The sequence below is a fragment of the Polaribacter batillariae genome (genome assembly GCF_017498485.1).
GTDB lineage: Bacteria > Bacteroidota > Bacteroidia > Flavobacteriales > Flavobacteriaceae > Polaribacter > Polaribacter batillariae.
Map to the genome: position 1 here is coordinate 3,645,376 of NZ_CP071795.1, position 23,346 is coordinate 3,668,721.

Genomic DNA, 23,346 nt, shown 5'->3' on the forward strand with positions numbered 1-23,346 from the left:
AAAGACATAATAACAAGTAATTAAAAAATAATTGCAGATGATATATAAAGAACGTTCTACTTTTTATTATAATAAAAAATTAAAATTAAATGTTTATAATAGCAGAAATTGCACAAGCACATGATGGTAGTTTAGGAATGGCACATGCTTATATAGATGCTGTTGCGAAAACAGGTTGTAATGCTATTAAATTTCAAACACATATTGCAGCAGCAGAAAGCAGTATTTACGAACCTTTTCGAGTAAAATTTTCCAAACAAGATGCAACAAGAATGGACTATTGGAAACGTATGGAATTCAATTTAAAACAATGGAAAGGTTTAAAACAACATTGTGATGATGTTGGTTTAGAGTTTATGAGTTCTCCTTTTAGCAATGCTGCAGTAGATGTATTAGAAAAAGTGGGTGTAAAACGTTACAAGGTTGGTTCAGGAGAGGTTAATAATTTTGTGCTATTAGAAAAAATAGCACAAACCCAAAAACCATTAATTATATCATCAGGTATGAGTTCTTTTGATGAATTAGATAAAACAGTTTCTTTTTTAAAATCGAGAAATGTCAATTATTCAATATTACAATGTACAACTGCATACCCAACAAAACCAGCACAGTTTGGTTTAAATGTAATTCAAGAATTAAAAAAAAGATATCAGGTTACAGTTGGTTTTTCAGATCATTCTTCTTCCACAGAAGCTTGTATTGCAGCTACAACTTTAGGCGCAGAAATATTAGAGTTTCATGTAGTTTTTGATAAAGAAATGTTTGGTCCAGATGCAAAAGCATCTTTAACTATGGAAGAAACCACAAATTTAGTTGCTGCTGTAAGAAATATCGAAATCGCTTTGCAAAACCCTATTGATAAAACAGACAACTCAAGCTTTAAAGAATTAAAATCTATTTTCGAAAAATCGTTAGCTGTAAATAAAAATCTTAAAAAAGGAGATGTACTTACTTTTTCGGATTTAGAAACTAAAAAACCTAAAGGTTTTGGTATCTTGGCAAGCGAGTATAAAAATATTATTGGTAAAAAACTGAATAAAGATTTAAACCAATGGGATTTTCTAAATTATGAAGATATAACAGAATAAAATGTCGATAAAAAAAATATGCGTTGTTGTAACTGCAAGACCTTCTTACAGTAGAATAAAAACAGCTTTAATTGCCATAAAAAATCACCCTAAATTAGAATTACAATTGGTAATTGCAGGTGCTGCTTTGTTAGGTAGGTATGGAAATGCGGTCGATTTTATAGAAAAAGATGGTTTTAAAATCGATGAAAAGGTATTTATGGTTTTAGAAGGAGAAAACCCAACATCCATGGCAAAAACAACAGGTTTGGGTGTTATGGAGTTGGCAAACGTATTTTACAAATTGCAACCAGATGCAGTGGTAACCATTGCAGATCGTTTTGAAACCATTGCCACAAGCATTGCTGCCTCTTATCAAAATATTCCTTTAATACACATTCAAGGAGGTGAGGTTACAGGAAATATTGATGAAAAAGTACGTCATGCAAATACAAAGTTGGCAGATTTACATTTAGTAGCTTCCGAAGATGCAAAAGAAAGAGTTTTAAAAATGGGCGAAAATCCAGAAATGGTGTTTAATACAGGTTGCCCATCCATAGATTTAGCATCAGAAATTAAAAACAATCCGAAGTTAGATTTTGATCCTATTGAAAAATATGGAGGAGTTGGAGCAAATGTAAATTGGAAAAAAGAAGGTTATATTGTGGTAATGCAACATCCAGTTACTACAGAATACGCATCTGCTAGAAAAGATGTAGAACAAACTTTGCAAGCAGTACACGAGTTAGGAATTCCTACTTTTTGGTTTTGGCCAAATGTAGATGCTGGTTCAGATGGTACTTCAAACGGAATTAGAACATTTAGAGAAATTAAAAAGCCAGAGAATATCCATTTTTTTAAGAACATGGAACCTAAAGATTTTTTAAAACTGTTGATAAATAGTAAATGTTTAGTAGGTAATTCTAGTGCGGGAATTCGCGAATGTTCTTATTTGGGAGTTCCAGTAGTAAATATTGGAAGTCGTCAAAATAGAAGACAAAGAGGCAACAATGTTCTAAATGCTAGTTATAATAAAAATGAAATCATTAAAGCAATAGAAAACAGAATTGCATCAAAAAATATTACTTCTTCAACTATTTATGGAGATGGAAAATCTGGAGAGAAAATTGCAGAAATTTTAGCGAGTACAGATATAAAATTTTATAAAACAATAAATTATTAGTAAATGTTTGCAGAAGATAAAGCTATTTCAGATTTAAAAAGTATAGATAAAATTGTTGAATGCATTTCAGAAAAAAAATACAGTGCTTCTGTAGTAAGCCTAATTAACTTTTGCGAGAATTTGCCAAATAATAATTTTAATAATTATTTAAAAATTTCTTGTATTCCATTTCTTTTTCATTCTTTTGAAAATATAATTAATAAAAATGAAGATCCTGCTATAATTTTTGATAATATATTAAAAGAACTCAAAAATAATTTGGAAGAAACAATAAAATCTTCTTTTGATAATATTTTTGAAACCTCACAAGATTTTATAATTAATGAAGAAAATGAAAAGTTAGAATTAGAAACTGGAGACCATTATGGTAATCTATTTAAGGGTTTTACCCCAGATAAATATTTTAATGAAACGAAAGAATTATTAAAGAAAAGATTAGAAATAAATAACATAGATATTTCTAACATTCATAAATATACTGTCTTAGATCAGGGTTGTGGTGGAGGAAGATACTCTGTGGCTTGGGCTTTATTAGGAGCAAAAAAAGTAGTTGGAATTGATATTTCTAAAATTGGTATAAACGATGCTGTTAAAAGAGCCAAAAGAGCTAATATACAAAATGTTGAATATAAGATAGGTAACGTATTAGATTTGCCTTTTCAAAAAAACGAGTTTGACATCGTTTTTAGTAATGGGGTTTTACACCACACTAAAGACTGGAAAAAAGGCATTTCAGAACAACTTAGAGTTTTAAAACCAGATGGTTTAGGATGGCAATATTTAATAGAACAGCCTGGAGGTATTTTTTGGGATAAAATTGAGATATTACGGATGATTGTTCGTAATATCAATAAAAATTTTGCAATTAAAGTTTTAAGTGGTTATGGAATTTCAACAAATCGTATTTTTTACATGTTAGATCATGTAATGGTTCCAATAAATACCAGAATAACTCCTGAAGAATTGAAAATGGAGCTTGAAAAAAATGGAGCTAAAGATGTAAGAAGATTAACTAGGGGGCTTGGTTTTGATAGAATAGAATACATTCATAAAGAAATTCCTTATGCTAAAATGAAATTTGGAGTTGGTGAAAACAGATTTATATTTACAAAATAAATGAAAATTTTAGGAATTATACCTGCAAGAGGAGGTTCTAAAGGAGTTCCTCGTAAAAACATTAAATTATTAGCAGGTAAGCCATTAATAGCATACACAGCTGAGGTTGCTATAAAAAGTAAATTTATAGATACTTTAATTGTAAGTTCCGAAGACGAAGAAATAATAGATGTAGCAAAATCTTTAGGAATTGAAGCTCCTTTTAAAAGACCCCAAGACTTATCTTTAGATACTACACCAACATTACCGGTTATTTTACATGCTTTAGATTTTTATAAAAAACAAAACATTTTTTTTGATGCAGTATGTTTGCTACAAACAACAAGCCCTTTTAGAACTGTTAAGTTTTTAGACAAAGCAATACAAACATTTATAGAAAAAGATACAGATTCTTTAGTTTCTGTGCAACAAGTTCCTCATGAATACAACCCACATTGGGTCTTTGAGCAAGATAATTTAGGAAATTTAAAAATTGCAACAGGTGAAAAACAAATTATTTCTAGAAGACAAGATTTACCCAAAGCATTTCATAGAGATGGAAGTATTTACATTACAAAAACAGCTGTTTTATTAGAACAACAATCTTTGTTTGGTAATAGTATTTCTTATATAGAATCTCCAAAAAAATGGTATGTAAATATAGATACTATGGAAGATTGGGAAAAAGCAGAAGCTATGTTACTTCATAAAAAAAAGTAAATTATGTGTGGTATAGTAGGACTTTTAGGGAATATAGAAGATGGTGAAATTTTATTAGATAAAATGTTAGTTTCACAACATCATAGAGGTCCTGATTTTACAGGTAAATTTATTTCTGATTCTGCAAAATTAGGCCATAATAGATTGTCAATTTTAGATTTAAGTGAAAATGCAAACCAACCATTTATTAGTAATTGCAAGAGATATATTTTAGTTTTTAATGGAGAGATTTATAATTATTTAGAAATAAAAGAAGAATTATTAAACCATTATAATTTTAAAACAAATTCAGATACAGAAGTATTATTAGCCAGTTTTATAGTTTGGAAAAAAGATTGCTTACAAAAATTAAATGGTATGTTTTCATTTGCTATTTATGATACAGAAAAAGAAACCTTATTTGCTGCTAGAGATCGTTTTGGGGTAAAACCCTTTTATTATTTTAAAAAAGAAGAAAAATTTATTTTTTCATCAGAAATAAAAGCATTATTTATATCAGGAATTGTAAAAAAAGCAAATGAGAAAGTATGGGCAAGTTATTTTGCCTATGGTAGCTATGGTTTGCCAAATGAAACTTTTTGGAAAGATATCCAGCAATTGCCAGCAGGGCATTATTTAGAATATAAAAATAAAAACTTACAAGTTTTTAAATGGTATTTTTTTGAAAATGAAATTAAAAAGCACCAACAAAAAAAGAGTTTTAATGTTGTAAAAGAAGAATACAAAACGCTATTAAAAGACAGTATAAAATTAAGGTTTAGGGCAGATGTTACTATAGGTTTTAACATTAGTGGAGGTTTAGATAGTTCTACATTATTAGCACTTGTAAATAAAATTGAAGGAAAAGAGAAAATTAAAGCATATACATTTTATACGAATGATAAAAGATATGATGAATTACCTTGGGTAGAAGAAATGATTTCTTTAACAAAAAATCCACTGGAAAAAATTATATTAGAAGCAGATATCAATTTAAAAGATAAAATTGAAAACATAGCTCATATGCAAGATGAACCTTATGGAGGAATTCCAACAGTTGCATATAGCGAAATATTTAAGAAAGCAAGAAAAGACAATGTTTTGGTACTTTTAGATGGACAAGGAATGGATGAACAGTGGGCGGGTTACGATTATTATTTAAAAAATAATAATGCAACTATTCAAGGTACAAAATCTTCTCCTTTTAGAAAAAATGCACTCACAAAAGAATTTTTACAAAAAGCAGTAAAACCAAAATATCCAGAACCCTTTAAAGATGCTGTTTTAAACAAACAGTATAGAGATTTATTTTATACAAAAATACCAAGAGCCTTACGTTTTAACGATAGAATTTCTATGGGGTATAGTACAGAGTTAAGAGAACCTTTTTTAGATTTTAGATTGGTAGAATATGCTTTTGCTCAGCCATTAGAATATAAAATTAACAAAACAACTCAAAAATATTTGTTAAGAGAAATTGTTTCAGAATATTTAAGCGATTCAATTACATACGCACCTAAAAGACCTTTACAAACACCACAAAGAGAATGGTTAGGAGAGGAGCTTTTTAATGATGTAGAAAATTATATAGAACAGTTAAAAGATAGTAAAGTTTCTAATTGGTTTAATTTTACAGAATTAGATAAATTGTTAAAAGAATATAAACAAGGAGATAAAGACTCTAGTTTTTATATTTGGCAATGGATAAATCTAGCAATGTTGGTTAATAATTAAGAAGATAAATTTTATTATATAATATTTAATAAAATTTTAGAAAATCATAAAAATGAAAAAAGTACTCATAGTATTTGGTACAAGACCAGAAGCCATTAAAATGGCTCCTTTGGTAAAAGAATTGTCTAAACAGAAAGAATTTACTACTAAAGTTTGTGTAACTGCTCAACATCGCGAAATGCTAGATCAGGTTTTAGATTTCTTCAAAATTATACCTGATTATGATTTAGACTTAATGAAAACGAATCAAAGTTTAAATAAATTAAGTGCAAGAATATTAAATTCAATAGATTCTGTTTTAGACGATTTTAAACCAAACTTAGTACTAATTCACGGTGATACAACAACAAGTAGTATGGTTGCTTTGGCATCTTTTCATAAAGGTATAAAAATTGGTCATGTAGAAGCAGGTTTAAGAACTTATAATAAATTTTCTCCCTTTCCAGAAGAAATTAATAGACAAATTACTGGAAGATTGGCAGATATTCATTTTACACCAACAAAACAATCTGCAAAAAATTTATTGAATGAAGGTATATGTGAAAATACAATACACATTACTGGAAATACAGTAATAGATGCACTATTTTGGGGTTTAAAGAACATCAATAAAAATAGAAAAGATATAAAGAGTTTAAACTCTTTTATTTTAAAAGACAAAAAACTTATTGTTGTAACAGGTCATAGAAGAGAAAATTTTGGAGCTAATTTTATTGAATTTTGTGCTGCCTTAAAAGAACTGTCTTTTAGAGAAGATGTACAAATTATTTATCCGGTTCATTTAAATCCAAATGTTCAAGAAACAGTTTATAAAATATTAAGTAATATTTCTAATTTACTTTTAATAAGTCCATTAGATTATGAAGCTTTTATTTGGTTATTAAATAAATCTTACTTAATTATTACAGATAGTGGAGGAGTTCAAGAAGAAGCTCCATCTTTAAAAAAACCTGTTTTAGTTACAAGAGAAGTTACAGAAAGGCGAGAAGCAATAGATCAAGGGACCGTTAAATTGGTAGGTGCAAATAAAAAGAAAATCGTTAAAGAAGCTACTTTATTACTAGATAATAAAGAGGTATATAATACAATGATAGGTAATAAAAACCCTTATGGAGATGGAAAAGCAGCAACTAAAATTGTAAATTTTATTAAAGGTGAATAAAAAGAAAAAAGCTTTTATACTATTACCAGATGGAGTTGGTTTAAGAAACTTTGCTTTTGGAAACTTTTATAAAGAAGGGAATTCACAAGATTTCGATATTACCTATTGGAACAATACGAAGTTTCCTGTTACAAAATTGGGTTACAAAGAAATTCCTATTGTGCATGGAAAACCTAGAGCAATTTCAGATCTATACAAAAGAGCAAAAATTAATATAGAACTAAAACAAAATCAGAAAAATTTTAATAATAATGTATATCTTTCCTATATTTTTCCTTCAAATTTAAAAAATATTAAATCTATTATAAAAACACTAATTGTTAATTTTCTAATTTTTTTTTATAATACTCCAAGAGGGTTGCAAAAAATTAGAAAGAAAATTTATAAATTAGAAAGAAACTCAGCTTACTATTTAAAATTTAAAGCAACATTACAACAAGAAAAACCAGCTGTTGTATTTTTAACAAACCAAAGACCATTAACAGCTATTGCTCCTTTGCTAGCTGCGCAAGATTTAAAGATACCTACAATAACTTTTATTTTTTCTTGGGATAATTTACCCAAAGGAACTTTGGTGGTAGAAAGTGATTATTATTTTGTTTGGAGTAAATTTATGAAATTAGAATTATTAAAATATTATCCAGATGTAAAAGAAAATCAAGTTGTTATAACGGGTACACCTCAATTTGAATGTCACTACAACACAGTTTTTAAAACAAAAGAAGCTTTTTTTAAAGAGTATAATTTAAACCTTAACAAAAAGTATATTTGTTTTTCTGGTGATGATGTTACAACTTCTCCTAATGATCAATTTTATCTGGAAGATTTAGCTAAAATAGTAAGAAAATTAAATAAAAAAGGACATAATTTAGGTATTATTTACAGAAAATGCCCTGTAGATTTTACGAATAGGCACTTAGAAATATATCATAAATATAAAGAAGAAATTGTACTGATAGACCCAAAATGGGAAAACTTAGGCAATAGTTGGAATCAAGTAATGCCTTTACCAGAAGATTTAACTTTATTGGCAAATACAGTTCATTTTTCAGAATTGGTAATAAATGTAGGTTCTTCTATGGTATTTGATTTTGTAGCTCAAAATAAACCTTGTGCATTTTTAAATTATAATACCGTTAAAAAATCAAACAAAAATTGGCATATAAAAGAAATTTACAAATTTATTCACTTTCAATCTATGCCAAATAAAAAAGCTGTTTTATGGGTTGATTCTCCTAAAGATATGGAAACTATCATATTAAATGTTTTAAATAAAAAAATCGATTTAGAATTCACAAAAAAATGGTATTGTAAAATAGTGGCTTTCCCTCAAGACAAAGCTTCAGAAAGAATCTGGTTAGAAATTAATAAAATAATATGCACATAGGATTTATAACACCAGAATATCCTTCAGTACATTTTAAAGGTAAAATAGGAGGTATAGGTACTTTTACTAAAAACCTTGCAGAAGAGTTGATAAAGTTAGAAAACACAGTTTCAATCTTTATTTATAGTCAAAACGAGAATAAAGTTTTTAAAGAAGATGGTATAACTTTTTATTTTGTTCAAAAAAAGAAAATCCCTTTTTTTACCTGGTTGAGTAATAGAAAGTACTTTAATAAATATGTAAACAGTATGGTTAAAAATAAGTCGATAGACATATTAGAAGCCCCTGAATGGACAGGTTTTACTGCTTTTATGAAATTTAGCTGCCCTCTTGTGATCAGGCTTCATGGCTCAGATACCTATTTTTGTGATTTAGAAAATAGAAAGGTAAAATTTAAAAATAAGTTTTTCGAAAAAAGAGCACTTTTAGGAGCTACAAAAATTGTTGCTGTAAGTAATTTTGTAGGGTTAAAAACAAAAGAGTTATTTAATATTTCTAACAATATTAAAACTATTTATAATGCTATAGATACAAGTTTTTTTAAGCCGAACCATAATTCAGTAAAACCAAAATCACTTTTATACTTTGGCACAATTATTAGAAAAAAGGGGGTTTTAAAAATTGCTGAAGCTTTTAATAAAATAGTAGAAATTGATAATGAGGTAAGTTTAAAACTTGTAGGAAATGATAATTTAGACTTTCTTACAAAAAGATCTACGCTAGAATTATTTAGAGAACTACTTTCTAAAAAAGCTTTAAAGAATTTTACTTACATGAAATCGATGCAACAAGAGAGTTTAAAAAAAGAAATACATCAAGCAGAAGTTATTCTATTACCAAGTTTTGCAGAAGCTTTTCCAATGGCATGGTTAGAAGCGATGGCTTTAGAAAAAAAAATAATTACTTCTAATATAGGTTGGGCAAAAGAATTAATGATAGATGGAGAAACAGGTTTTACAGTAAACCCTAATGATATTAATGATTTTAAAGAAAAAACCATACGTCTTTTAAAGAACAATAATACCACTAGTGCTATGGGACAAAATGCCAGAAAAAAAATTGTAAGTTCCTTTAATATCAACGAAAAAGTAATTCTAAATTTAAACTATTATAAAAAGATTTTAAATGAAATTTAGCTTAATTATTTGTACATATATGCGTCCAAAAGCTTTGTTCAATTTATTAAAATCTGTACAATTACAAAGTTTTTACCCTAACGAAATTATTGTAGTAGATAGTTCTACAAATAATAATACAAATGATTTACTAAAAAAAAATAGTTTTAAAAACTTAAGTTATTACAAAGTTTCAGAAGAAAATAGAGGGTTAACAAAACAAAGAAATTTTGGAATATCAAAAATAGCACCGAATATAGATATTGTTTGTTTTTTAGATGATGATATTCTTTTAGAAAAAGAATACTTTAAAAACTTACTAGAAACTTATAAGATTTATCCAGAAGCCTTGGCAGTTGGTGGCTATATTTCAAATGAAGTAAATTGGATACAGAAAGAAAAAACAATGTCTAACGAATTTTATTACGATGGTTGGGCAAGAAAAGAAAGTGTTAGGTTTTTAATGAGAAAAAAACTTAAATTATTAGATAGCACAGCACCAGGTTTTATGCCAACATTTTCTAACGGACGTTCTATAAGTTTTCTACCACCAAGTGGAAAAACGTACCCTGTTGAATTAATTATGGGAGGAGTTTCGTCTTACAAAAGAAAAATTTTTAAAAATTTTTCTTTTTCTAACTATTTTGAAGGTTATGGGTTGTACGAAGATGCAGATTTTTCTTTAAGATTAGCCAAAGTTGGAAAACTATATATAAATACTGCTGCAAAATTAGAGCATCATCATTCCGTAGAAGGAAGACCCAATAAGTTCAAATACGGTAAAATGGTAGTTAGAAATGGTTGGTACGTTTGGAGAATAAAATACAAAAATCCCAGTTTGAAAGCTAGATTTAAGTGGAATTCTATAGCAATTCTTTTATTAGTTATTAGATTTTTTAATGTTTTTAATTCGCAAAAAAAAATGGAAGCTTTAACAGAATCTTTTGGAAGGTTTTATGGATTGATAAGTTTAATTTTTTCAAAACCAAATCTAAAATTATGAAATATATAGCAGATATTAAAAAATATAAAAGATATGGCAAACAAAATACAATTGTACTCTTGCTTTTTACACAGGGCTTGTGGGCTTTATTTTACTATAGAATATTTAATTTTATATACAGGTCTAAACTACCATTTATTATAAAAAAAACAATTCTTTTTTTATATATTCCAATTCAAAAAATAATTGAAATTATTACAGGCATATCTATTCCATATTCTGCAACCATTGGAAAATCTTTCTATATTGGACATTTTGGGCATATTATAATTCATCCAAGTACAATAATTGGTAATAATTGTAATATATCGCAAGGTGTAACTATTGGAGTGAGTGGAAAAGGAGAAAAAAGAGGAGTACCTAAAATAGGAAATAATGTTTATATTGGAGCAAATTCTGTTATTGCTGGTAAAATTAAAATTGTAGATAATGTAGTTATAGGCGCTTGTTCTTTAGTTGTAGATTCTATTCTAGAGGAGGCTACTGTTTTAGGTGTACCTGCAAAAAAAATAAATAATAACAATTCTAAAAACTATATTTAATGAAGTTTTTAATTGTTTCAAATGCTCCAACTCTTTTTAAAAATAAGCAATATTTTTCTTATGAACCTTATGTAAGAGAAATAAATATTTGGGCTAAAAATAGTAATACAGCCATTTGTAGCCCTTATAAATTTAATAAAGAGTTATTAATAGATAGTTTTAATTTTGATTTTAAGAAATTTAAATTAGTTACTTTTTCTGTAAACTCAATACCAAATATTTTAAAAACCCTTTTTATTCTTCCAATAAATTTATTTGTAATTTTCAAAGCAATGTTATGGGCAGATCACATTCATTTAAGATGTCCAGGAAACGTGGGTTTGTTAGGCTGTTTTGTGCAAATTTTATTTCCTAAGAAACCAAAAACAGTTAAATATGCAGGTAATTGGGATCCTAAAAGTAAACAACCACTAACTTATAAACTTCAAAAATGGATTTTATCAAACACTTTTTTAACAAGAAATTGTAAGGTTTTAGTATATGGAAATTGGGGAAATCAATCAAAAAATATTATCCCATTTTTTACAGCTTCCTACCTTGAAGAAGATATCATAGAAATTCCAGAAAAAGATTTTTCATCAACTATAAATTTTATTTTTGTAGGCACTTTTTCTAAAGGTAAAAAGCCTATGTTAAGCGTTAAAACGGTAGAATATTTAAAAAAGCTTCATTATAAAGTGCGTTTATACATGTATGGAAATGGCGTTGAGTTTCCGTCGATAAAAGAGTATATAGAAAATAATAATTTAGAAAACACTATTTTTTTACATGGCAATCAATCAAAAGAAACGGTAAAAAAAGCATTTCAAAAAGCTCATTTTTTAATTTTTATTTCGCAGTCTGAAGGATGGCCAAAAGTAGTAGCAGAAGCAATGTTCTGGAAATGTTTGCCAATATCATCGAGTGTTTCTTGTGTAAACTATATGTTACAAAATGGCACTAGGGGAGATGTTGTAGATGTAAATATTAATGAAATTGAACTTTCTAAAATAATTATTAATTATTTAAAAAATGAAGAAACTTACAAAAAAAAGGTACTAAAAGCACAAAATTGGTCACAAAAATTTACTTTAGATAAATTTGAACAAGAAATACAAAAATTGTTAAGTGAATGAGCAAATTAGGAGTTTTACAAATTATAGATTCTTTAGATACTGGTGGCGCAGAAGTACTTTCTGTAAATATTGCAAATCTATTATCTAAAAATGGTGTAAAATCCTATGTTTGCGCTACTCGTAAAGAAGGTAAACTTAAAAATGATATTTGTAAAAATGTAAAGTATTTATTTTTAGAAAAGAAATTTACTATTGATTTATCGGCTATTTACAGACTAAATAAATTTATAAAAAAAAATAATATTACCATCATTCATGTCCATGGATCTTCTTATTTTATTGGAGTTTTAGTTAAATTAACCAATCCTAAATTAAGGTTAATATGGCATAATCACTATGGTAAGATTGTAACCTTAAAAGGGTATAGGTTATTTGCTTTAAAGGTTTCTTCCTTATTTTTTGATAAAATAATTAATGTTAGCTCAAAATTAGAGTCTTGGTCACAAAAAAAACTTTTCACAAAAAACAATGTATTTTTAAGGAACTATCCTTTTTTTAAAAAACAGAAAAACACCACTTTTTTAAAAGGATTTGAAGGTAAAAGAATTGTTCATTTAGCAGGCTTAAGACCAGATAAAGATCATATTACTTTAATAAATGCTTTCAAAAAATTTAGTAGTATATATTCTGATTGGTCATTACATTTAATTGGTAAGAATTTTAATGATAATTATTCTAATAATGTTTTTAATTTAATTAACAAACTTAACTTAATTAATAAAGTCTATTATTATTCATCTTGTTTAGATATTAAAAATATATTGAATCAAGCTTCGATAGGAGTAATGTCTTCTGTTTCTGAAGGTTTACCCTTAGCTCTTTTAGAGTATGGCTTGGCAAAATTACCCGTTATTACTACTGACGTTGGCGAGTGTAATAAAGTAATTAAAAATAATATTTCTGGTTTTTTAGTTCCAGTCTCAGATTCAATATTATTAAGCAATAAACTTTGTAAATTAGCAAAGTCTAAAGATCTTAGAATTAAGATGGGAATAGAAAATTATAGAAATATAACAGAAAATTTTTCAGAAGATCTATTCTTAAAAAAATTATTAACACTTTATGATATAAAATTTGATAAAGAAAATACTAAATAATAAATTACTTTTTATTGGTGTTCACATTGTTTTTGGTTATTTAGGTACGTTGCCTTTGTTTCCTAAAATTTATGGTTTTCTCGTGGTTTTAATTCCCTCGATCTTAATTTTTAGTTCTTCAAATGAAAAAGAAGAAGCTTTTTTGTTTAGTTCTTATATTGTTGGTGTAGAGGTTTTTACAAGAATGTTGGGTGGTTTTATTTTTTATGAAACTGGTAAATACGCAATCATTATTTTTCTAGTTTTAGGAATTTCTCAAGGCAAATTTAAACAGGTTTTTTCTGTACAGTATGTATTTTATATTTTATTGTTATTATTGGGCATTGTTTTTACAAAAGTACCAGAAGGAGAATCCATAAGAAAAGCAATCGTATTTAATTTAAGTGGTCCTGTTTTATTGGGTATTGCAGCATTGTATTTTTATAAAAGACCAATTACAAGAGAACAACTATTAAATGCGTTGTTTTTTATGTTATTGCCATTGTTTTCTATGGTTACATTTCTGTATTTTAGAACTCCAGATTTAAGTGAAATTGTTTTTGGTGGAGAAGCTAATTTTCAAACCTCTGGCGGCTTTGGTCCCAACCAAGTTGCTACAGCTATAGGTCTTGGTATTTTTATTTTAACTATTTTTATTTTATTAAAAGAGAAATTATCGGGCTATTTATTTTTAGATGCTGTTTTTCTAATTTACTTTATTTTTAGAGGATTGCTTACATTTTCTAGAGGGGGTATTATTACAGCTTTAATTGCAATTTTGTTTTTAATTTTCTTTTATTTTTTATACAAGAAAATATCATTTAAAATATTTTTTAAGTACATTTCTATTGCGGTTGTTTTTTTGGTTGCAGTTTGGTTGTACACTTCTAATATTACCAAAGGAATGTTAGATAATAGATATACAGGAAAAAATAAAGCAGGTGTTCAAAAAGATATTACTACAGGTAGATTAGATATTTTAGAGATTCAGTTTTCTAATTTTTTAGATAATCCTTTAGGAATAGGTGTAGGAAATGGTAAATACGAGAGAAAAAAAGATTTAGATGCTGTTACTGCAGCGTCTCATAACGAGGCTGGTAGATTGTTAGAAGAACATGGAGTTATAGGACTAATCTTACTTCTTATTTTAGGCATTGTGCCTCTATTTAATTTTTTTAGAGGCGATTATTTTCAAAAAGCATTTATAATTTCTTTTTATTTAATTTGGTTTTTAACCATTAATCATTCTGCAATGAGAATTGCATTACCAGGGTTTATATATGCGCTAAGTTTAATTCGTATAACAGATTATGAAGAAGAAACTTAAAACCATTTTATATATAGGCAATAACTTAACAGCTAAAACAAAATACAACTCTACATTAGCAGTATTAGTAAACCTTTTAAAAATAGAGGGTTATCGTGTACATATTTCTTCTAGTAAATTAAATAAACTTTCTAGATTATTAGACATGTGCTTGTCTGTAATTAAGTATAGAAATAAAGTAGATTATATTTTAATAGATACATTTAGCACAAAAAATTTTTATTATGCACTTATTACTTCTCAATTAGCAAAGATTTTTAGTATAAAATACATTCCAATTCTTCATGGAGGAAATCTTCCTACGAGAATTAAAAAAAATGTCTTTTTATCAAAATTAATATTTAAAAATTCGTACAAAAATATAGCTCCTTCTAATTATTTAAAAGTTGCTTTCGAAAATGAAGGATATCGTGTAGATTTTATACCAAATATTATAGAAATTGAACAGTATGAATTTAAAAAAAGAGAAAAATTACAACCTAAATTATTATGGGTAAGAGCATTTAAAGAAATTTACAACCCTACTTTAGCGATTGAAGTTTTATATTTATTGAAAAATGAATATCCCAACGCAAAGTTGTGTATGGTAGGACCGTTTGTAGATAATTCTTATAATAATTGTTTATCGTTAGTTGAAAAATACAACTTACATAATTCTGTAGAATTTACAAATGTGCTTTTAAAAGAAGAATGGCATAAAGTATCTGTGGATTATGATATTTTTATAAATACTACAAATTTCGATAATACTCCTGTAAGTGTAATGGAAGCAATGGCTTTGGGGTTGCCAGTGGTAACTACAAATGTTGGAGGAATTCCATATTTATTAGAAGATAAAGTAGATGCATTTTTAGTAGGAAAAAACAATCCAAAATTAATGGTAGAAGCAATTATTAAATTGTTAAAGAATGATAATTTAATAATTTGTAGAAATGCAAGAAAAAAGGTAGAAACTTTTAGTTGGAATCATAATAAAACGAAATGGTTACAAATTTTAAAATAATGATTCGTAAAATTATCTATACTTTAGGGCAACGTTTTAGAAATCCATCTTTAAAAAAGCAATACCTATTTTTAAAAGCATCAGAAAAGTGGAGTTTAAAAGAATTGGAAAAATATCAATTAAAACAACTTCAAAAATTATTGCACGATGCCAATCTTTATTCTGCCTACTATCAAAATAAATTTAAAAAAAATAATTTAGATATTTCTGAAATTAAAACTTTAGAAGACATTCAAAAAATTCCGATTTTAGAAAAAAAAGAGATTTTAAACAATATAGAAGGCATCCACACAAACATAAAGTTTCGTAAAGTTTTTTGGCAAATACTTCTGGTACTTCTGGTGAGTCTTTAAAATTTAAAAGAAACGAAGTAGCCGACTCTTTTAATAGAGCTGCTAGTTTAAGAGGTTATTCTTGGTACGGTGTAAAACCTTGGGAAAGAAATGGTTATTTTTGGGGTGTAAATGTTACTTTATTAGAACGATTTAAAAGTAAAATTCTAGATTTTCTTCAAAATCGATTTAGAATTTTTACATATAAAGAAAATGAAATAAAAAAATTTGCGCGTAAAACTTTAAAAGCAACATATATTCATGGGTATTCTTCAATGATTTACCAAACAGCCATTCTTATCAATAAATTAAATTTACCTAAACCGCAAAATATTAAATTAGTAAAAGGGACTTCAGAAAAAATTTTAGATGCTTACCAACCTGAAATTCAGCAAGCTTTTGGTAAAAAGATAATAAGCGAATATGGGGCAACAGAATCTGGCATTATTGCATTTGAATGTAAATTTGGGGCAATGCATATAAATATGGAAGGTGTATTGGTTGAAGAAGTTGATAACGAAATTCTAGTGACTAATTTACAAATGAATTCTTTTCCTATAATTAGATATAAATTAGGTGATTATATAAAATTAGCCCCTAAAAATCAAAAATGCTCTTGTGGATTACAGCATCGAATAATTTTGGAAGTGACTGGAAGAATTGGTGAAAATATTTATGGAAAAAAAGAAGTCTATCCAAGTTTATATTTATATTATATTTTTAAAAATTTGTCGAAAGTATATAATATTAAATTAAATTATCAAGTTGTACAAGAAGAAAAAGGTTCTTTAACATTTTTTATCGAACAAAGTTTAAACAATAGTTCTAAACAAAAACTTATAGATCAAATAGATCAATATTTTTATAAAGATATTGCATTTCTAATAAACGATAATGCTTTATTTATTAAAGAAAATAAAGGAAAATTAAAAAATTTCATTTCAAAAGTAAAAAAATGATAGAAGGATTAGTATCTATAATTACTCCTAGTTATAATTCAGAAAAATTTATTGCACAAACCATAGAAAGTGTTCTAAATCAATCTTACAACAATTGGGAATTATTAATTACAGACGATGGTTCTTCTGATAATTCACTTAAAATAATCGAAAAATTTACCCTTTCCGATAGTAGAATAAAGGTATTTAAAATACCAAACTCTGGGCCAGCCAACGCCAGAAATAACTCAATTAAAAATGCTTCTGGACAATTCTTGGCTTTTTTAGATAGTGATGATTTATGGTTTAAAGATTTTTTAAAAATATCTATAAAAGAAGTTAAAAAAACAGAAGGTTTTGTATTTTCATCTTATAAACGGTGTAACGAAATAACTTTAGAAGAAGAATATCCAGATTTTATTGTACCCAGCAGAGTAACTTATACAGATATTCTTAAAACAAATTCAATAAGCTGTTTAACCGCATTTATCGATACCAAAAAAATAGGAAAAGAATATATGCCAAATGTTATGTATAGGCAAGATATGGGGCTTTGGTTAACGTATTTAAAGAAAATAAAGTATGCATATGGCATTAAAAAAACCTTAGCAATTTATCGTATTAGAGCGAATTCTCACTCGAGAAATAAAAAGAAATTAATAAAACACCAATGGTATTTTTATAGAAAAGTAGAAAAACTATCTTTTTTTAAAACAATATATATTATGCTTTTATGGTCCTATAACGGATTTAAAAAATATTAATACTTTAATTTATATTACTTTTGTAACTTAATCCCTCAAGTAATCTAAATAATTTTCACACATAATTAATGTCTCAAAAAAACTATTTAAATATTTCTGAGAGAAAGCTATTCTTAAGAATAATCGATGTTTTTATAATAACTCTAAGCATATTTTTTTCGACGGAGTTTTTAGAATTTAGTTACATCAGTTTTAATAAGCCCAATATTGTAGGTTGGTTATTGTTATTAACCATTTATTATTTAATTTTTGGTGAAATATTTCAGTTATTTAATTTAAATGTTTCTAACAATAGATACGCAGTTGTTAGAAGCATTGTATTAACAACTTTTGCAACCACTATATTTTACATTTTTACCCCTTATTTTTCTCCATCATTACCCACAAACAGGCTTCAAATAGTTTATTTTTTCTTGGTACTTACCATTCCTGTTATACTTTGGAGATTTACCTATATACTTACTATTTCTTCTCCAAAATATTTTAAAACGGTTGTATTTGTTGGGCATTCAGATAAAATATCTAGAATGCTAAAACAAATCAATAACGATAATTTTCATCATATAAAAGCGTATTTTTCAGATAAAGAAATTGAAGGAATTAAAGGGTTTTACGATATTTCTAAACAATCTTTAAAAGACTTTGGTATCGATGAAAATGTAAACGAAATAATTGTTTCTAAAGAAGGATTGTCTGCAAATATTCTTAAAATATTAAACTTAGATTTAATTAACTTATTCGAAAAAGGAGTAAATATTGTAAGTTTTGGTAAATTTTATGAAGAGGTAACTGTAAGAGTACCCAAAGAATATTTACGGTCTAACTTTTACGACCATATTAATTTTAGTAAAAATAATACAAATAGACTGTATCTTTTTGGATTAAGAGTAACAGACGTTCTTGTGGCTATTTTGGGTATTATATTGTTTGTTTTTTTAATTCCCATGATACTTATTTGCAATCTTTTTGCAAATAGGGGATCTTTATTTTATTCTCAAATTAGAGTTGGCAAAAACGGAAAGCATTTTAAAATTTTTAAACTGCGTTCTATGGTTACAAATGCAGAATCCGGAAAACCAATTTGGGCAGAAAAAAACGATACAAGAATTACTACTTTTGGTAAATTTTTAAGACATACAAGGTTAGACGAAGTTCCTCAGTTTATAAATATTTTAAAAGGAGATATGAGTATTATTGGTCCACGACCAGAGAGACCAGAATTTGTAAAAGATTTAGAAGAAAAAATACCTTTTTATGCAATTCGTCATGTGGTAAGACCAGGGTTAACAGGTTGGGCACAAGTAAATTACCCTTATGCAAATACAATTGAAGAACAAGAAACAAAACTGAGATACGATTTGTATTATATAAAAGAAAGAAACGGTTTCTTAGATTTTAAAATACTTATTAAAACAGTAACTACAATTTTATTTTTTAGGGGGCAATAAGTATTTGTAAAGATATGCATATCTTCCTAAAAGTAGAAATAATAGAGGAACAACTGCCACAGGAAAAGCTTGTATGCCTAAAATCCATAAAACAGGAACTAGCAAGATAAAACCGATTAAAATTAATACATATTGCTGAAGCCAAATTTTGGGAGCTTTTTTTAAAATAAAGAAAGCAACAATTATATTAGGTGCAAAAGCCCACAAAACATTAAAATTATTGGGTGCAGTTTTATGTGAAGAAAATAGCCATAAATAAGCTAAAATAACGCCAATTAAACCGGTAATAAAAAAGGTTATAAAATCTAAACTTTTGGTTCTTTTTTCTTTTTAATATCTTTATAAGTAATAAAAAATACCAAAATAGCAAAAGCGCTAAAAACCAAAATCGGATTTAAAAATGAGGTTTTACTCTTAATTTCTTTATAGTTTAAAAGTGTTTCTTCTTTTTTAACGAAAGGTTTTTGAGCTCCTTCGATTTCTATCGTTGCATTTTTAAAATTTTTGAATACATAATCTGGTAAATACATGTACTCTAAAGGTGTTCTTTTTTTATCTAAAATGGTTCCTGCAATTAGGTTGATACCAAAATTACCCCAAGTATTGTGTGTAATTTCAGCATTCATTAATTCTCTTAAGGTTTTTCCATTTTCAAGAGAAGCTGTGTTAAAATTTACTTTATCTTTTAATATTGATGTTGTGATGTCTCTTAAAATGGTTGCGCAATTATTAAAAAAAGGATCGTATAAATAAGTAGCATTTTTAGGAAGCGCATTGTTTTCTAAATACATAAAAAATGCTTGTTTTTCTGCCTGATTTAAATTTAAAACTTGCTGTTTAACCCAACGTTTTTCAAGTTGATAACTTCTTAAAAAGTATTTAAAAGGGTATCTTTCTAATTTATAATACATTTTTCCTTGTGCAAAATTGCTATAGAAATTAGGAGCGTTAAAATCGAAAATACCATAATTATAAATAATATCTAATTTTAAAAGAGGATCTTTAACACGAATTGCAGAGTGGCCAAACGCTTCATACAATTCACTTCCAGACCCAGCAGTTACAATAGAAACTTCAGAATAAACAGAAAGTTTTGCTTGTGCATAAAAAACCTTCGAAAAAACAATTAAAATTAATAGAAGAAGTACTCTTTTATTCATAAAAAACTAGGGTCTTAGAAAATTGTAATCGAAAGTAATTGAAAAAATATTCGAATAAAGAGCGTTTCCAACACTTCCAATATTTGTAAGTGCATAATCTATTTGAATTCCACGATAGTTAAACCCCACACCAAAATTAGGCTGTAAAGACAAAGATTTAGAATTATCAAATTGAGTAATGTATTGGAAGTTTCCAACTCCAGCACGCAAATAAACAATTTTATCGTAATCTAATTGAAAACCCATTGCAGGATCTATACTAGCAATTTTCGAAGAAAAAATATCGTTCGTTTTTGCAAACCGAACATTTAAATCTACTTCCGATACTAAATTAAAAAAACGTCCAATTCTCCATTCTCTAGCAACCCCAACTTGTAATTTTGGTTTTGTAATTTCTGTAGATTGGGGTAATTTCTGATTAGGACTAACCGTTTTTCCATTTTTATCTAAATATGGTTCATTATTTTGATAAGTTAGAATTTCTTCACCATTTACCTCATTAACAAATAACTGAATACCTTCTTCATCAACAAAAAAATTTGCATTTTTAATTTTATCAAATCCTTCCTCGTTAATTGCCCAACTATTAAAAGTGGTAGTAATGTCTCTAACCATTACCCCAAATTGCCAATTATTTCGTTCAAACTGAATTCCAGCATCAAACCCAAAACCCCACGAACTGGCAAATTCACCAATAATTCTTCGTACAATTTTAGCATTTACTCCAAACTTTACATCTTTAAAAATTAAATTTCGAGCATAGGCAATGTTAAAGGCATAATCTGCAGCAGAAAAAAGGCTAATTCTATTAAAATCGATATTTCCCTGGCTGTCAATTAATTCGGTGGTGTTTAAAATATCATCTACTCCAAAACGAATTAAAGAAATTCCAACAGCACTTTCTTTATCAATTGGCATTGCAAAAGCAGCATGATTGTAATTGGCAATGCCTGCAAAATAAGACGCATGCATTAAAGAACCTTGGTAATCTTGTATGCCAACCAAACCAGCTGGATTCCAGTAAATTGCATTTACGTTGTTCGCAGTAGCAACGACACTTTTACTCATCCCTAAAGCACTTGCATCTACACCAATATTTAAAAATTCGTTGGAATAGTTTCTAAATGCTTGTGCCTTTAAAAGTGAAGTTATCAGTAAGAAAAAGAGTAAAATTCTATTTTTCAAAAGTGCTATTTTAGTTCCACAAATATCTAAAAATACTATTAAAATAACCGTTGTTTTGTAAAGATATTGTTTAACAGAGTTCAATACGAATGTTTTCTTCTATAAATTTACCAATTCGCTTTTCGAGCCAAGTATTTTCTACGGCATTAAAAGACGACATAAAACCAACATGGCCACCATATTTGGGGATTTCTAAATAGAAATTGTTATTTTTTAATGCTTCTTTTCTTGGATAACAATCTGCCGATAAAAAAGTATCATCTGTAGCATTTATTAATAAAGTAGGTCTGTCTATTTTAGGTAAATATGGCTTAGAGCTCGCTTTTTCCCAATAATCTTCTGGATTTTTAAAACCAAAAACGGGTACTGTATATAAATATTCTAAATGCTTAAATTTTGTTGCTTTAAATAATTTGTCTTTATCTAATTGATATTCTGGAAATTTATGCGCTTTTTCTAAAATTTTGTTTTTCATGGTTTTAAAGAATATTTCTAGATACAATTTATTCTTTAACTTTTCCATTTCTATTTCTGCGGAAGCAATATCAACAGGAACAGATGTGGCAATGCCTCCTTTTATTTCTGAAGGTAAATTTTTATTGTTTTCCCCTAAATATTTCAATACTAAATTTCCGCCTAAACTAAAACCAACCAATACTATATTTTATAATTGTAGTTTTCTAAAAGGTAATTAACCACAAATGCAACATCTTCTGTTTTTCCACTATGATAGGTGGCTAGTAGCAAATTATCTTCTCCACTGCAACCTCGTAAATTAAAACAAACCGTATCTAATTTTCTTGAATTTAAGTATTTTGTTGTAGAGATCATGTATTTAGACTCAGCACTTCCTTCTAAACCATGTATTAATAAAACCAAGGTTTTAGAACCCACTAGAGAAAAATCTAAATCTATAAAATCGTTATCCCAAGTTGTAATTCTTTTTCTTTTATAACTACAAACATCTTTCATAAAAAGTGGTCTGTACATAGTATTAAAATGTCCGTTTTTAAAAGGTAAAGTAGGAGAGAAGTCCGAATTGAATATTGGCATTTACATATTGTTGATTAATTTTTTAAAAATACACAAAAAAATAGGATTTTTAGAAAACCACCAAATTATGATTTCTTATTTTAGCTTTTCAATACAGTTAAAGATGAAAAAACACATTCCTAATTTATTAACGCTGGGCAATCTTTTTTGTGGAACCATTGCGACTATTTTTGCAGTTTATGCAGATTTTAAAACCGCTGCACTATTTGTAGTTTTAGGTATCTTTTTCGATTTTTTTGATGGATTTGCAGCACGTTTATTAAACGTTTCTGGAGAATTAGGAAAACAATTAGACTCTTTAGCAGACATGGTAACCAGTGGTGTTGTTCCTGGAATAATTATGTTTAAAATGATTTATAGAAACAGTTATACATACTACGAACCTTTAAATATAGAGGTGTCTTTTTCTTTAGATGATGCTTCTGCAAACTTGTGCTTAATAGGTGTATTGCTAACTTTAGGTGCTTGTTATAGATTGGCAAAATTTAATATAGACACAAGGCAGTCAGATTCTTTTATAGGTTTGCCAACGCCAGCAATGAGCTTGTTTGTAATATCTTTACCTTTAATTCAAGAATATTCTAATATCGAATTTGTACAAAATTTAATTTCTAACAACTATTTTTTAATTGCGATTACACTATTGCTAACCTATTTGATGAATGCAGAAATTGCTTTATTTTCTTTGAAATTTAAAGAATATTCTTTTAAAAAGAATATTGTAAAATACTTATTTTTATTGATTTCTTTAGTGATGATTGTTACACTTCAATATTTATCAATTCCTTTAATTATAACACTTTATGTGATTTTATCCGTATTTAGTAATTATGGGAAAAAAGCCACAGTTTAAACCAGTTTTAAAATTTTATTGGCACAAAAAAATATTGAGAAATCTTCAGGTTTTTTTTAAGATTTAGCCCCTTATTTTATAATAATTTTCAATAATAATAAAAGA

The 23,346-nt window shown here is 27.3% G+C and carries 24 protein-coding genes; 19 read left to right on the forward strand and 5 right to left on the reverse strand.

Annotated features, from left to right (window positions below; all coding sequences use genetic code 11):
• The first annotated feature begins 89 nt into the window (after positions 1-89).
• The 18 genes from JL193_RS16055 (at position 90) to JL193_RS16135 (ending at position 18,990) form a co-directional block, all read left to right on the forward strand.
• Positions 90-1,088, forward strand: a complete 999-nt coding sequence (locus tag JL193_RS16055) for an N-acetylneuraminate synthase family protein (RefSeq protein ID WP_207971731.1) — start codon at positions 90-92, stop codon at positions 1,086-1,088.
• A 1-nt stretch (position 1,089) separates the two neighbouring features.
• Positions 1,090-2,250: a UDP-N-acetylglucosamine 2-epimerase gene (neuC, locus tag JL193_RS16060; RefSeq protein ID WP_207971732.1), complete on the forward strand. Its 1,161-nt coding sequence runs from the start codon at positions 1,090-1,092 to the stop codon at positions 2,248-2,250.
• Positions 2,251-2,253: 3 nt separating this feature from the next.
• A complete protein-coding gene (locus tag JL193_RS16065) occupies positions 2,254-3,366 on the forward strand; it encodes a class I SAM-dependent methyltransferase (protein WP_207971733.1) in 1,113 nt (370 codons plus the stop codon).
• Complete coding sequence (locus tag JL193_RS16070; protein ID WP_207971734.1) at positions 3,367-4,065, forward strand: acylneuraminate cytidylyltransferase family protein; 699 nt, start codon at positions 3,367-3,369, stop codon at positions 4,063-4,065.
• Positions 4,066-4,068: 3 nt separating this feature from the next.
• A complete protein-coding gene (gene asnB / locus JL193_RS16075) occupies positions 4,069-5,778 on the forward strand; it encodes an asparagine synthase (glutamine-hydrolyzing) (RefSeq protein ID WP_207971735.1) in 1,710 nt (569 codons plus the stop codon).
• Between the two features lie 52 nt (positions 5,779-5,830).
• Entirely contained in the window at positions 5,831-6,940 is a 1,110-nt protein-coding gene (wecB, locus tag JL193_RS16080; protein WP_207971736.1) for a non-hydrolyzing UDP-N-acetylglucosamine 2-epimerase, read from the forward strand.
• Entirely contained in the window at positions 6,933-8,327 is a 1,395-nt protein-coding gene (locus tag JL193_RS16085; RefSeq protein ID WP_207971737.1) for a glycosyltransferase family protein, read from the forward strand. Before wecB ends, JL193_RS16085 begins: the two co-directional genes overlap by 8 nt.
• Positions 8,318-9,463, forward strand: coding sequence for a glycosyltransferase family 4 protein (locus JL193_RS16090; protein ID WP_207971738.1), 1,146 nt, complete (start codon positions 8,318-8,320; stop codon positions 9,461-9,463). The genes JL193_RS16085 and JL193_RS16090 overlap by 10 nt, the downstream gene beginning before the upstream one ends.
• The gene (locus JL193_RS16095; protein WP_207971739.1) at positions 9,453-10,445 is read left to right on the forward strand and encodes a glycosyltransferase family 2 protein; all 993 of its coding nucleotides are present in this window, start codon (positions 9,453-9,455) and stop codon (positions 10,443-10,445) included. The genes JL193_RS16090 and JL193_RS16095 overlap by 11 nt, the downstream gene beginning before the upstream one ends.
• Positions 10,442-10,987 (forward strand): serine O-acetyltransferase, encoded by a 546-nt coding sequence (locus JL193_RS16100; RefSeq protein ID WP_207971740.1) that lies wholly within the window; start codon positions 10,442-10,444, stop codon positions 10,985-10,987. The genes JL193_RS16095 and JL193_RS16100 overlap by 4 nt, the downstream gene beginning before the upstream one ends.
• Entirely contained in the window at positions 10,987-12,102 is a 1,116-nt protein-coding gene (locus tag JL193_RS16105; RefSeq protein ID WP_207971741.1) for a glycosyltransferase, read from the forward strand. Before JL193_RS16100 ends, JL193_RS16105 begins: the two co-directional genes overlap by 1 nt.
• Positions 12,099-13,199, forward strand: coding sequence for a glycosyltransferase family 4 protein (locus tag JL193_RS16110; protein WP_207971742.1), 1,101 nt, complete (start codon positions 12,099-12,101; stop codon positions 13,197-13,199). The genes JL193_RS16105 and JL193_RS16110 overlap by 4 nt, the downstream gene beginning before the upstream one ends.
• A complete protein-coding gene (locus JL193_RS16115; RefSeq protein ID WP_207971743.1) occupies positions 13,177-14,505 on the forward strand; it encodes an O-antigen ligase family protein in 1,329 nt (442 codons plus the stop codon). Before JL193_RS16110 ends, JL193_RS16115 begins: the two co-directional genes overlap by 23 nt.
• A complete protein-coding gene (locus JL193_RS16120) occupies positions 14,489-15,508 on the forward strand; it encodes a glycosyltransferase family 4 protein (protein WP_207971744.1) in 1,020 nt (339 codons plus the stop codon). The genes JL193_RS16115 and JL193_RS16120 overlap by 17 nt, the downstream gene beginning before the upstream one ends.
• Positions 15,508-15,861, forward strand: coding sequence for a hypothetical protein (locus JL193_RS17305; protein WP_243456783.1), 354 nt, complete (start codon positions 15,508-15,510; stop codon positions 15,859-15,861). Before JL193_RS16120 ends, JL193_RS17305 begins: the two co-directional genes overlap by 1 nt.
• Positions 15,825-16,799 carry a phenylacetate--CoA ligase family protein gene (locus tag JL193_RS16125; protein WP_243456784.1) on the forward strand — a complete coding sequence of 325 codons (975 nt, stop codon included), beginning with the start codon at positions 15,825-15,827 and terminating at the stop codon, positions 16,797-16,799. The genes JL193_RS17305 and JL193_RS16125 overlap by 37 nt, the downstream gene beginning before the upstream one ends.
• On the forward strand, positions 16,796-17,542 hold the full coding sequence (locus JL193_RS16130; RefSeq protein WP_207971745.1) for a glycosyltransferase family 2 protein: 747 nt from the start codon (positions 16,796-16,798) through the stop codon (positions 17,540-17,542). Before JL193_RS16125 ends, JL193_RS16130 begins: the two co-directional genes overlap by 4 nt.
• Before the next feature lie 68 nt (positions 17,543-17,610).
• Positions 17,611-18,990 carry an exopolysaccharide biosynthesis polyprenyl glycosylphosphotransferase gene (locus JL193_RS16135; protein ID WP_207971746.1) on the forward strand — a complete coding sequence of 460 codons (1,380 nt, stop codon included), beginning with the start codon at positions 17,611-17,613 and terminating at the stop codon, positions 18,988-18,990.
• Here the strand turns inward: JL193_RS16135 and JL193_RS17585 are convergent.
• The 5 genes from JL193_RS17585 to JL193_RS17315 all read right to left on the reverse strand — a co-directional run bounded on the left by JL193_RS17585 (position 18,970) and on the right by JL193_RS17315 (position 22,388).
• Positions 18,970-19,290, reverse strand: coding sequence for a hypothetical protein (locus JL193_RS17585; RefSeq protein WP_437440093.1), 321 nt, complete (start codon positions 19,288-19,290; stop codon positions 18,970-18,972). The genes JL193_RS16135 and JL193_RS17585 overlap by 21 nt on opposite strands.
• Positions 19,291-19,295: 5 nt before the next feature.
• On the reverse strand, positions 19,296-20,150 hold the full coding sequence (locus JL193_RS16140) for a lipoprotein N-acyltransferase Lnb domain-containing protein (protein ID WP_243456785.1): 855 nt from the start codon (positions 20,148-20,150) through the stop codon (positions 19,296-19,298).
• 6 nt (positions 20,151-20,156) lie between these two features.
• A complete protein-coding gene (locus tag JL193_RS16145) occupies positions 20,157-21,335 on the reverse strand; it encodes a PorV/PorQ family protein (protein ID WP_207971747.1) in 1,179 nt (392 codons plus the stop codon).
• 70 nt (positions 21,336-21,405) lie between these two features.
• Positions 21,406-21,990 carry a YheT family hydrolase gene (locus JL193_RS17310; RefSeq protein ID WP_243456786.1) on the reverse strand — a complete coding sequence of 195 codons (585 nt, stop codon included), beginning with the start codon at positions 21,988-21,990 and terminating at the stop codon, positions 21,406-21,408.
• Between the two features lie 2 nt (positions 21,991-21,992).
• Positions 21,993-22,388, reverse strand: coding sequence for an alpha/beta fold hydrolase family protein (locus JL193_RS17315; RefSeq protein ID WP_243456787.1), 396 nt, complete (start codon positions 22,386-22,388; stop codon positions 21,993-21,995).
• Positions 22,389-22,491: 103 nt separating this feature from the next.
• Here JL193_RS17315 and JL193_RS16155 point away from each other — a divergent pair, with 103 nt between their 5' ends.
• The gene (locus tag JL193_RS16155) at positions 22,492-23,241 is read left to right on the forward strand and encodes a CDP-alcohol phosphatidyltransferase family protein (RefSeq protein ID WP_207971748.1); all 750 of its coding nucleotides are present in this window, start codon (positions 22,492-22,494) and stop codon (positions 23,239-23,241) included.
• The last annotated feature ends 105 nt before the right edge of the window (positions 23,242-23,346 follow it).

What these genes read in the sequence shown, in the direction of transcription:
- JL193_RS16055 (WP_207971731.1), top strand. Translation starts at nt 90, where the DNA reads ATGTTTATAATAGCAGAAATTGCACAAGCACATGATGGTAGTTTAGGA.
- neuC (WP_207971732.1), top strand. Translation starts at nt 1,090, where the DNA reads ATGTCGATAAAAAAAATATGCGTTGTTGTAACTGCAAGACCTTCTTAC.
- JL193_RS16065 (WP_207971733.1), top strand. Translation starts at nt 2,254, where the DNA reads ATGTTTGCAGAAGATAAAGCTATTTCAGATTTAAAAAGTATAGATAAA.
- JL193_RS16070 (WP_207971734.1), top strand. Translation starts at nt 3,367, where the DNA reads ATGAAAATTTTAGGAATTATACCTGCAAGAGGAGGTTCTAAAGGAGTT.
- asnB (WP_207971735.1), top strand. Translation starts at nt 4,069, where the DNA reads ATGTGTGGTATAGTAGGACTTTTAGGGAATATAGAAGATGGTGAAATT.
- wecB (WP_207971736.1), top strand. Translation starts at nt 5,831, where the DNA reads ATGAAAAAAGTACTCATAGTATTTGGTACAAGACCAGAAGCCATTAAA.
- JL193_RS16090 (WP_207971738.1), top strand. Translation starts at nt 8,318, where the DNA reads ATGCACATAGGATTTATAACACCAGAATATCCTTCAGTACATTTTAAA.
- JL193_RS16095 (WP_207971739.1), top strand. Translation starts at nt 9,453, where the DNA reads ATGAAATTTAGCTTAATTATTTGTACATATATGCGTCCAAAAGCTTTG.
- JL193_RS16100 (WP_207971740.1), top strand. Translation starts at nt 10,442, where the DNA reads ATGAAATATATAGCAGATATTAAAAAATATAAAAGATATGGCAAACAA.
- JL193_RS16105 (WP_207971741.1), top strand. Translation starts at nt 10,987, where the DNA reads ATGAAGTTTTTAATTGTTTCAAATGCTCCAACTCTTTTTAAAAATAAG.
- JL193_RS16110 (WP_207971742.1), top strand. Translation starts at nt 12,099, where the DNA reads ATGAGCAAATTAGGAGTTTTACAAATTATAGATTCTTTAGATACTGGT.
- JL193_RS16120 (WP_207971744.1), top strand. Translation starts at nt 14,489, where the DNA reads ATGAAGAAGAAACTTAAAACCATTTTATATATAGGCAATAACTTAACA.
- JL193_RS17305 (WP_243456783.1), top strand. Translation starts at nt 15,508, where the DNA reads ATGATTCGTAAAATTATCTATACTTTAGGGCAACGTTTTAGAAATCCA.
- JL193_RS16130 (WP_207971745.1), top strand. Translation starts at nt 16,796, where the DNA reads ATGATAGAAGGATTAGTATCTATAATTACTCCTAGTTATAATTCAGAA.
- JL193_RS16135 (WP_207971746.1), top strand. Translation starts at nt 17,611, where the DNA reads ATGTCTCAAAAAAACTATTTAAATATTTCTGAGAGAAAGCTATTCTTA.
- JL193_RS16140 (WP_243456785.1), bottom strand. Translation starts at nt 20,150, where the DNA reads ATGAATAAAAGAGTACTTCTTCTATTAATTTTAATTGTTTTTTCGAAG.
- JL193_RS17315 (WP_243456787.1), bottom strand. Translation starts at nt 22,388, where the DNA reads ATGCCAATATTCAATTCGGACTTCTCTCCTACTTTACCTTTTAAAAAC.
- JL193_RS16155 (WP_207971748.1), top strand. Translation starts at nt 22,492, where the DNA reads ATGAAAAAACACATTCCTAATTTATTAACGCTGGGCAATCTTTTTTGT.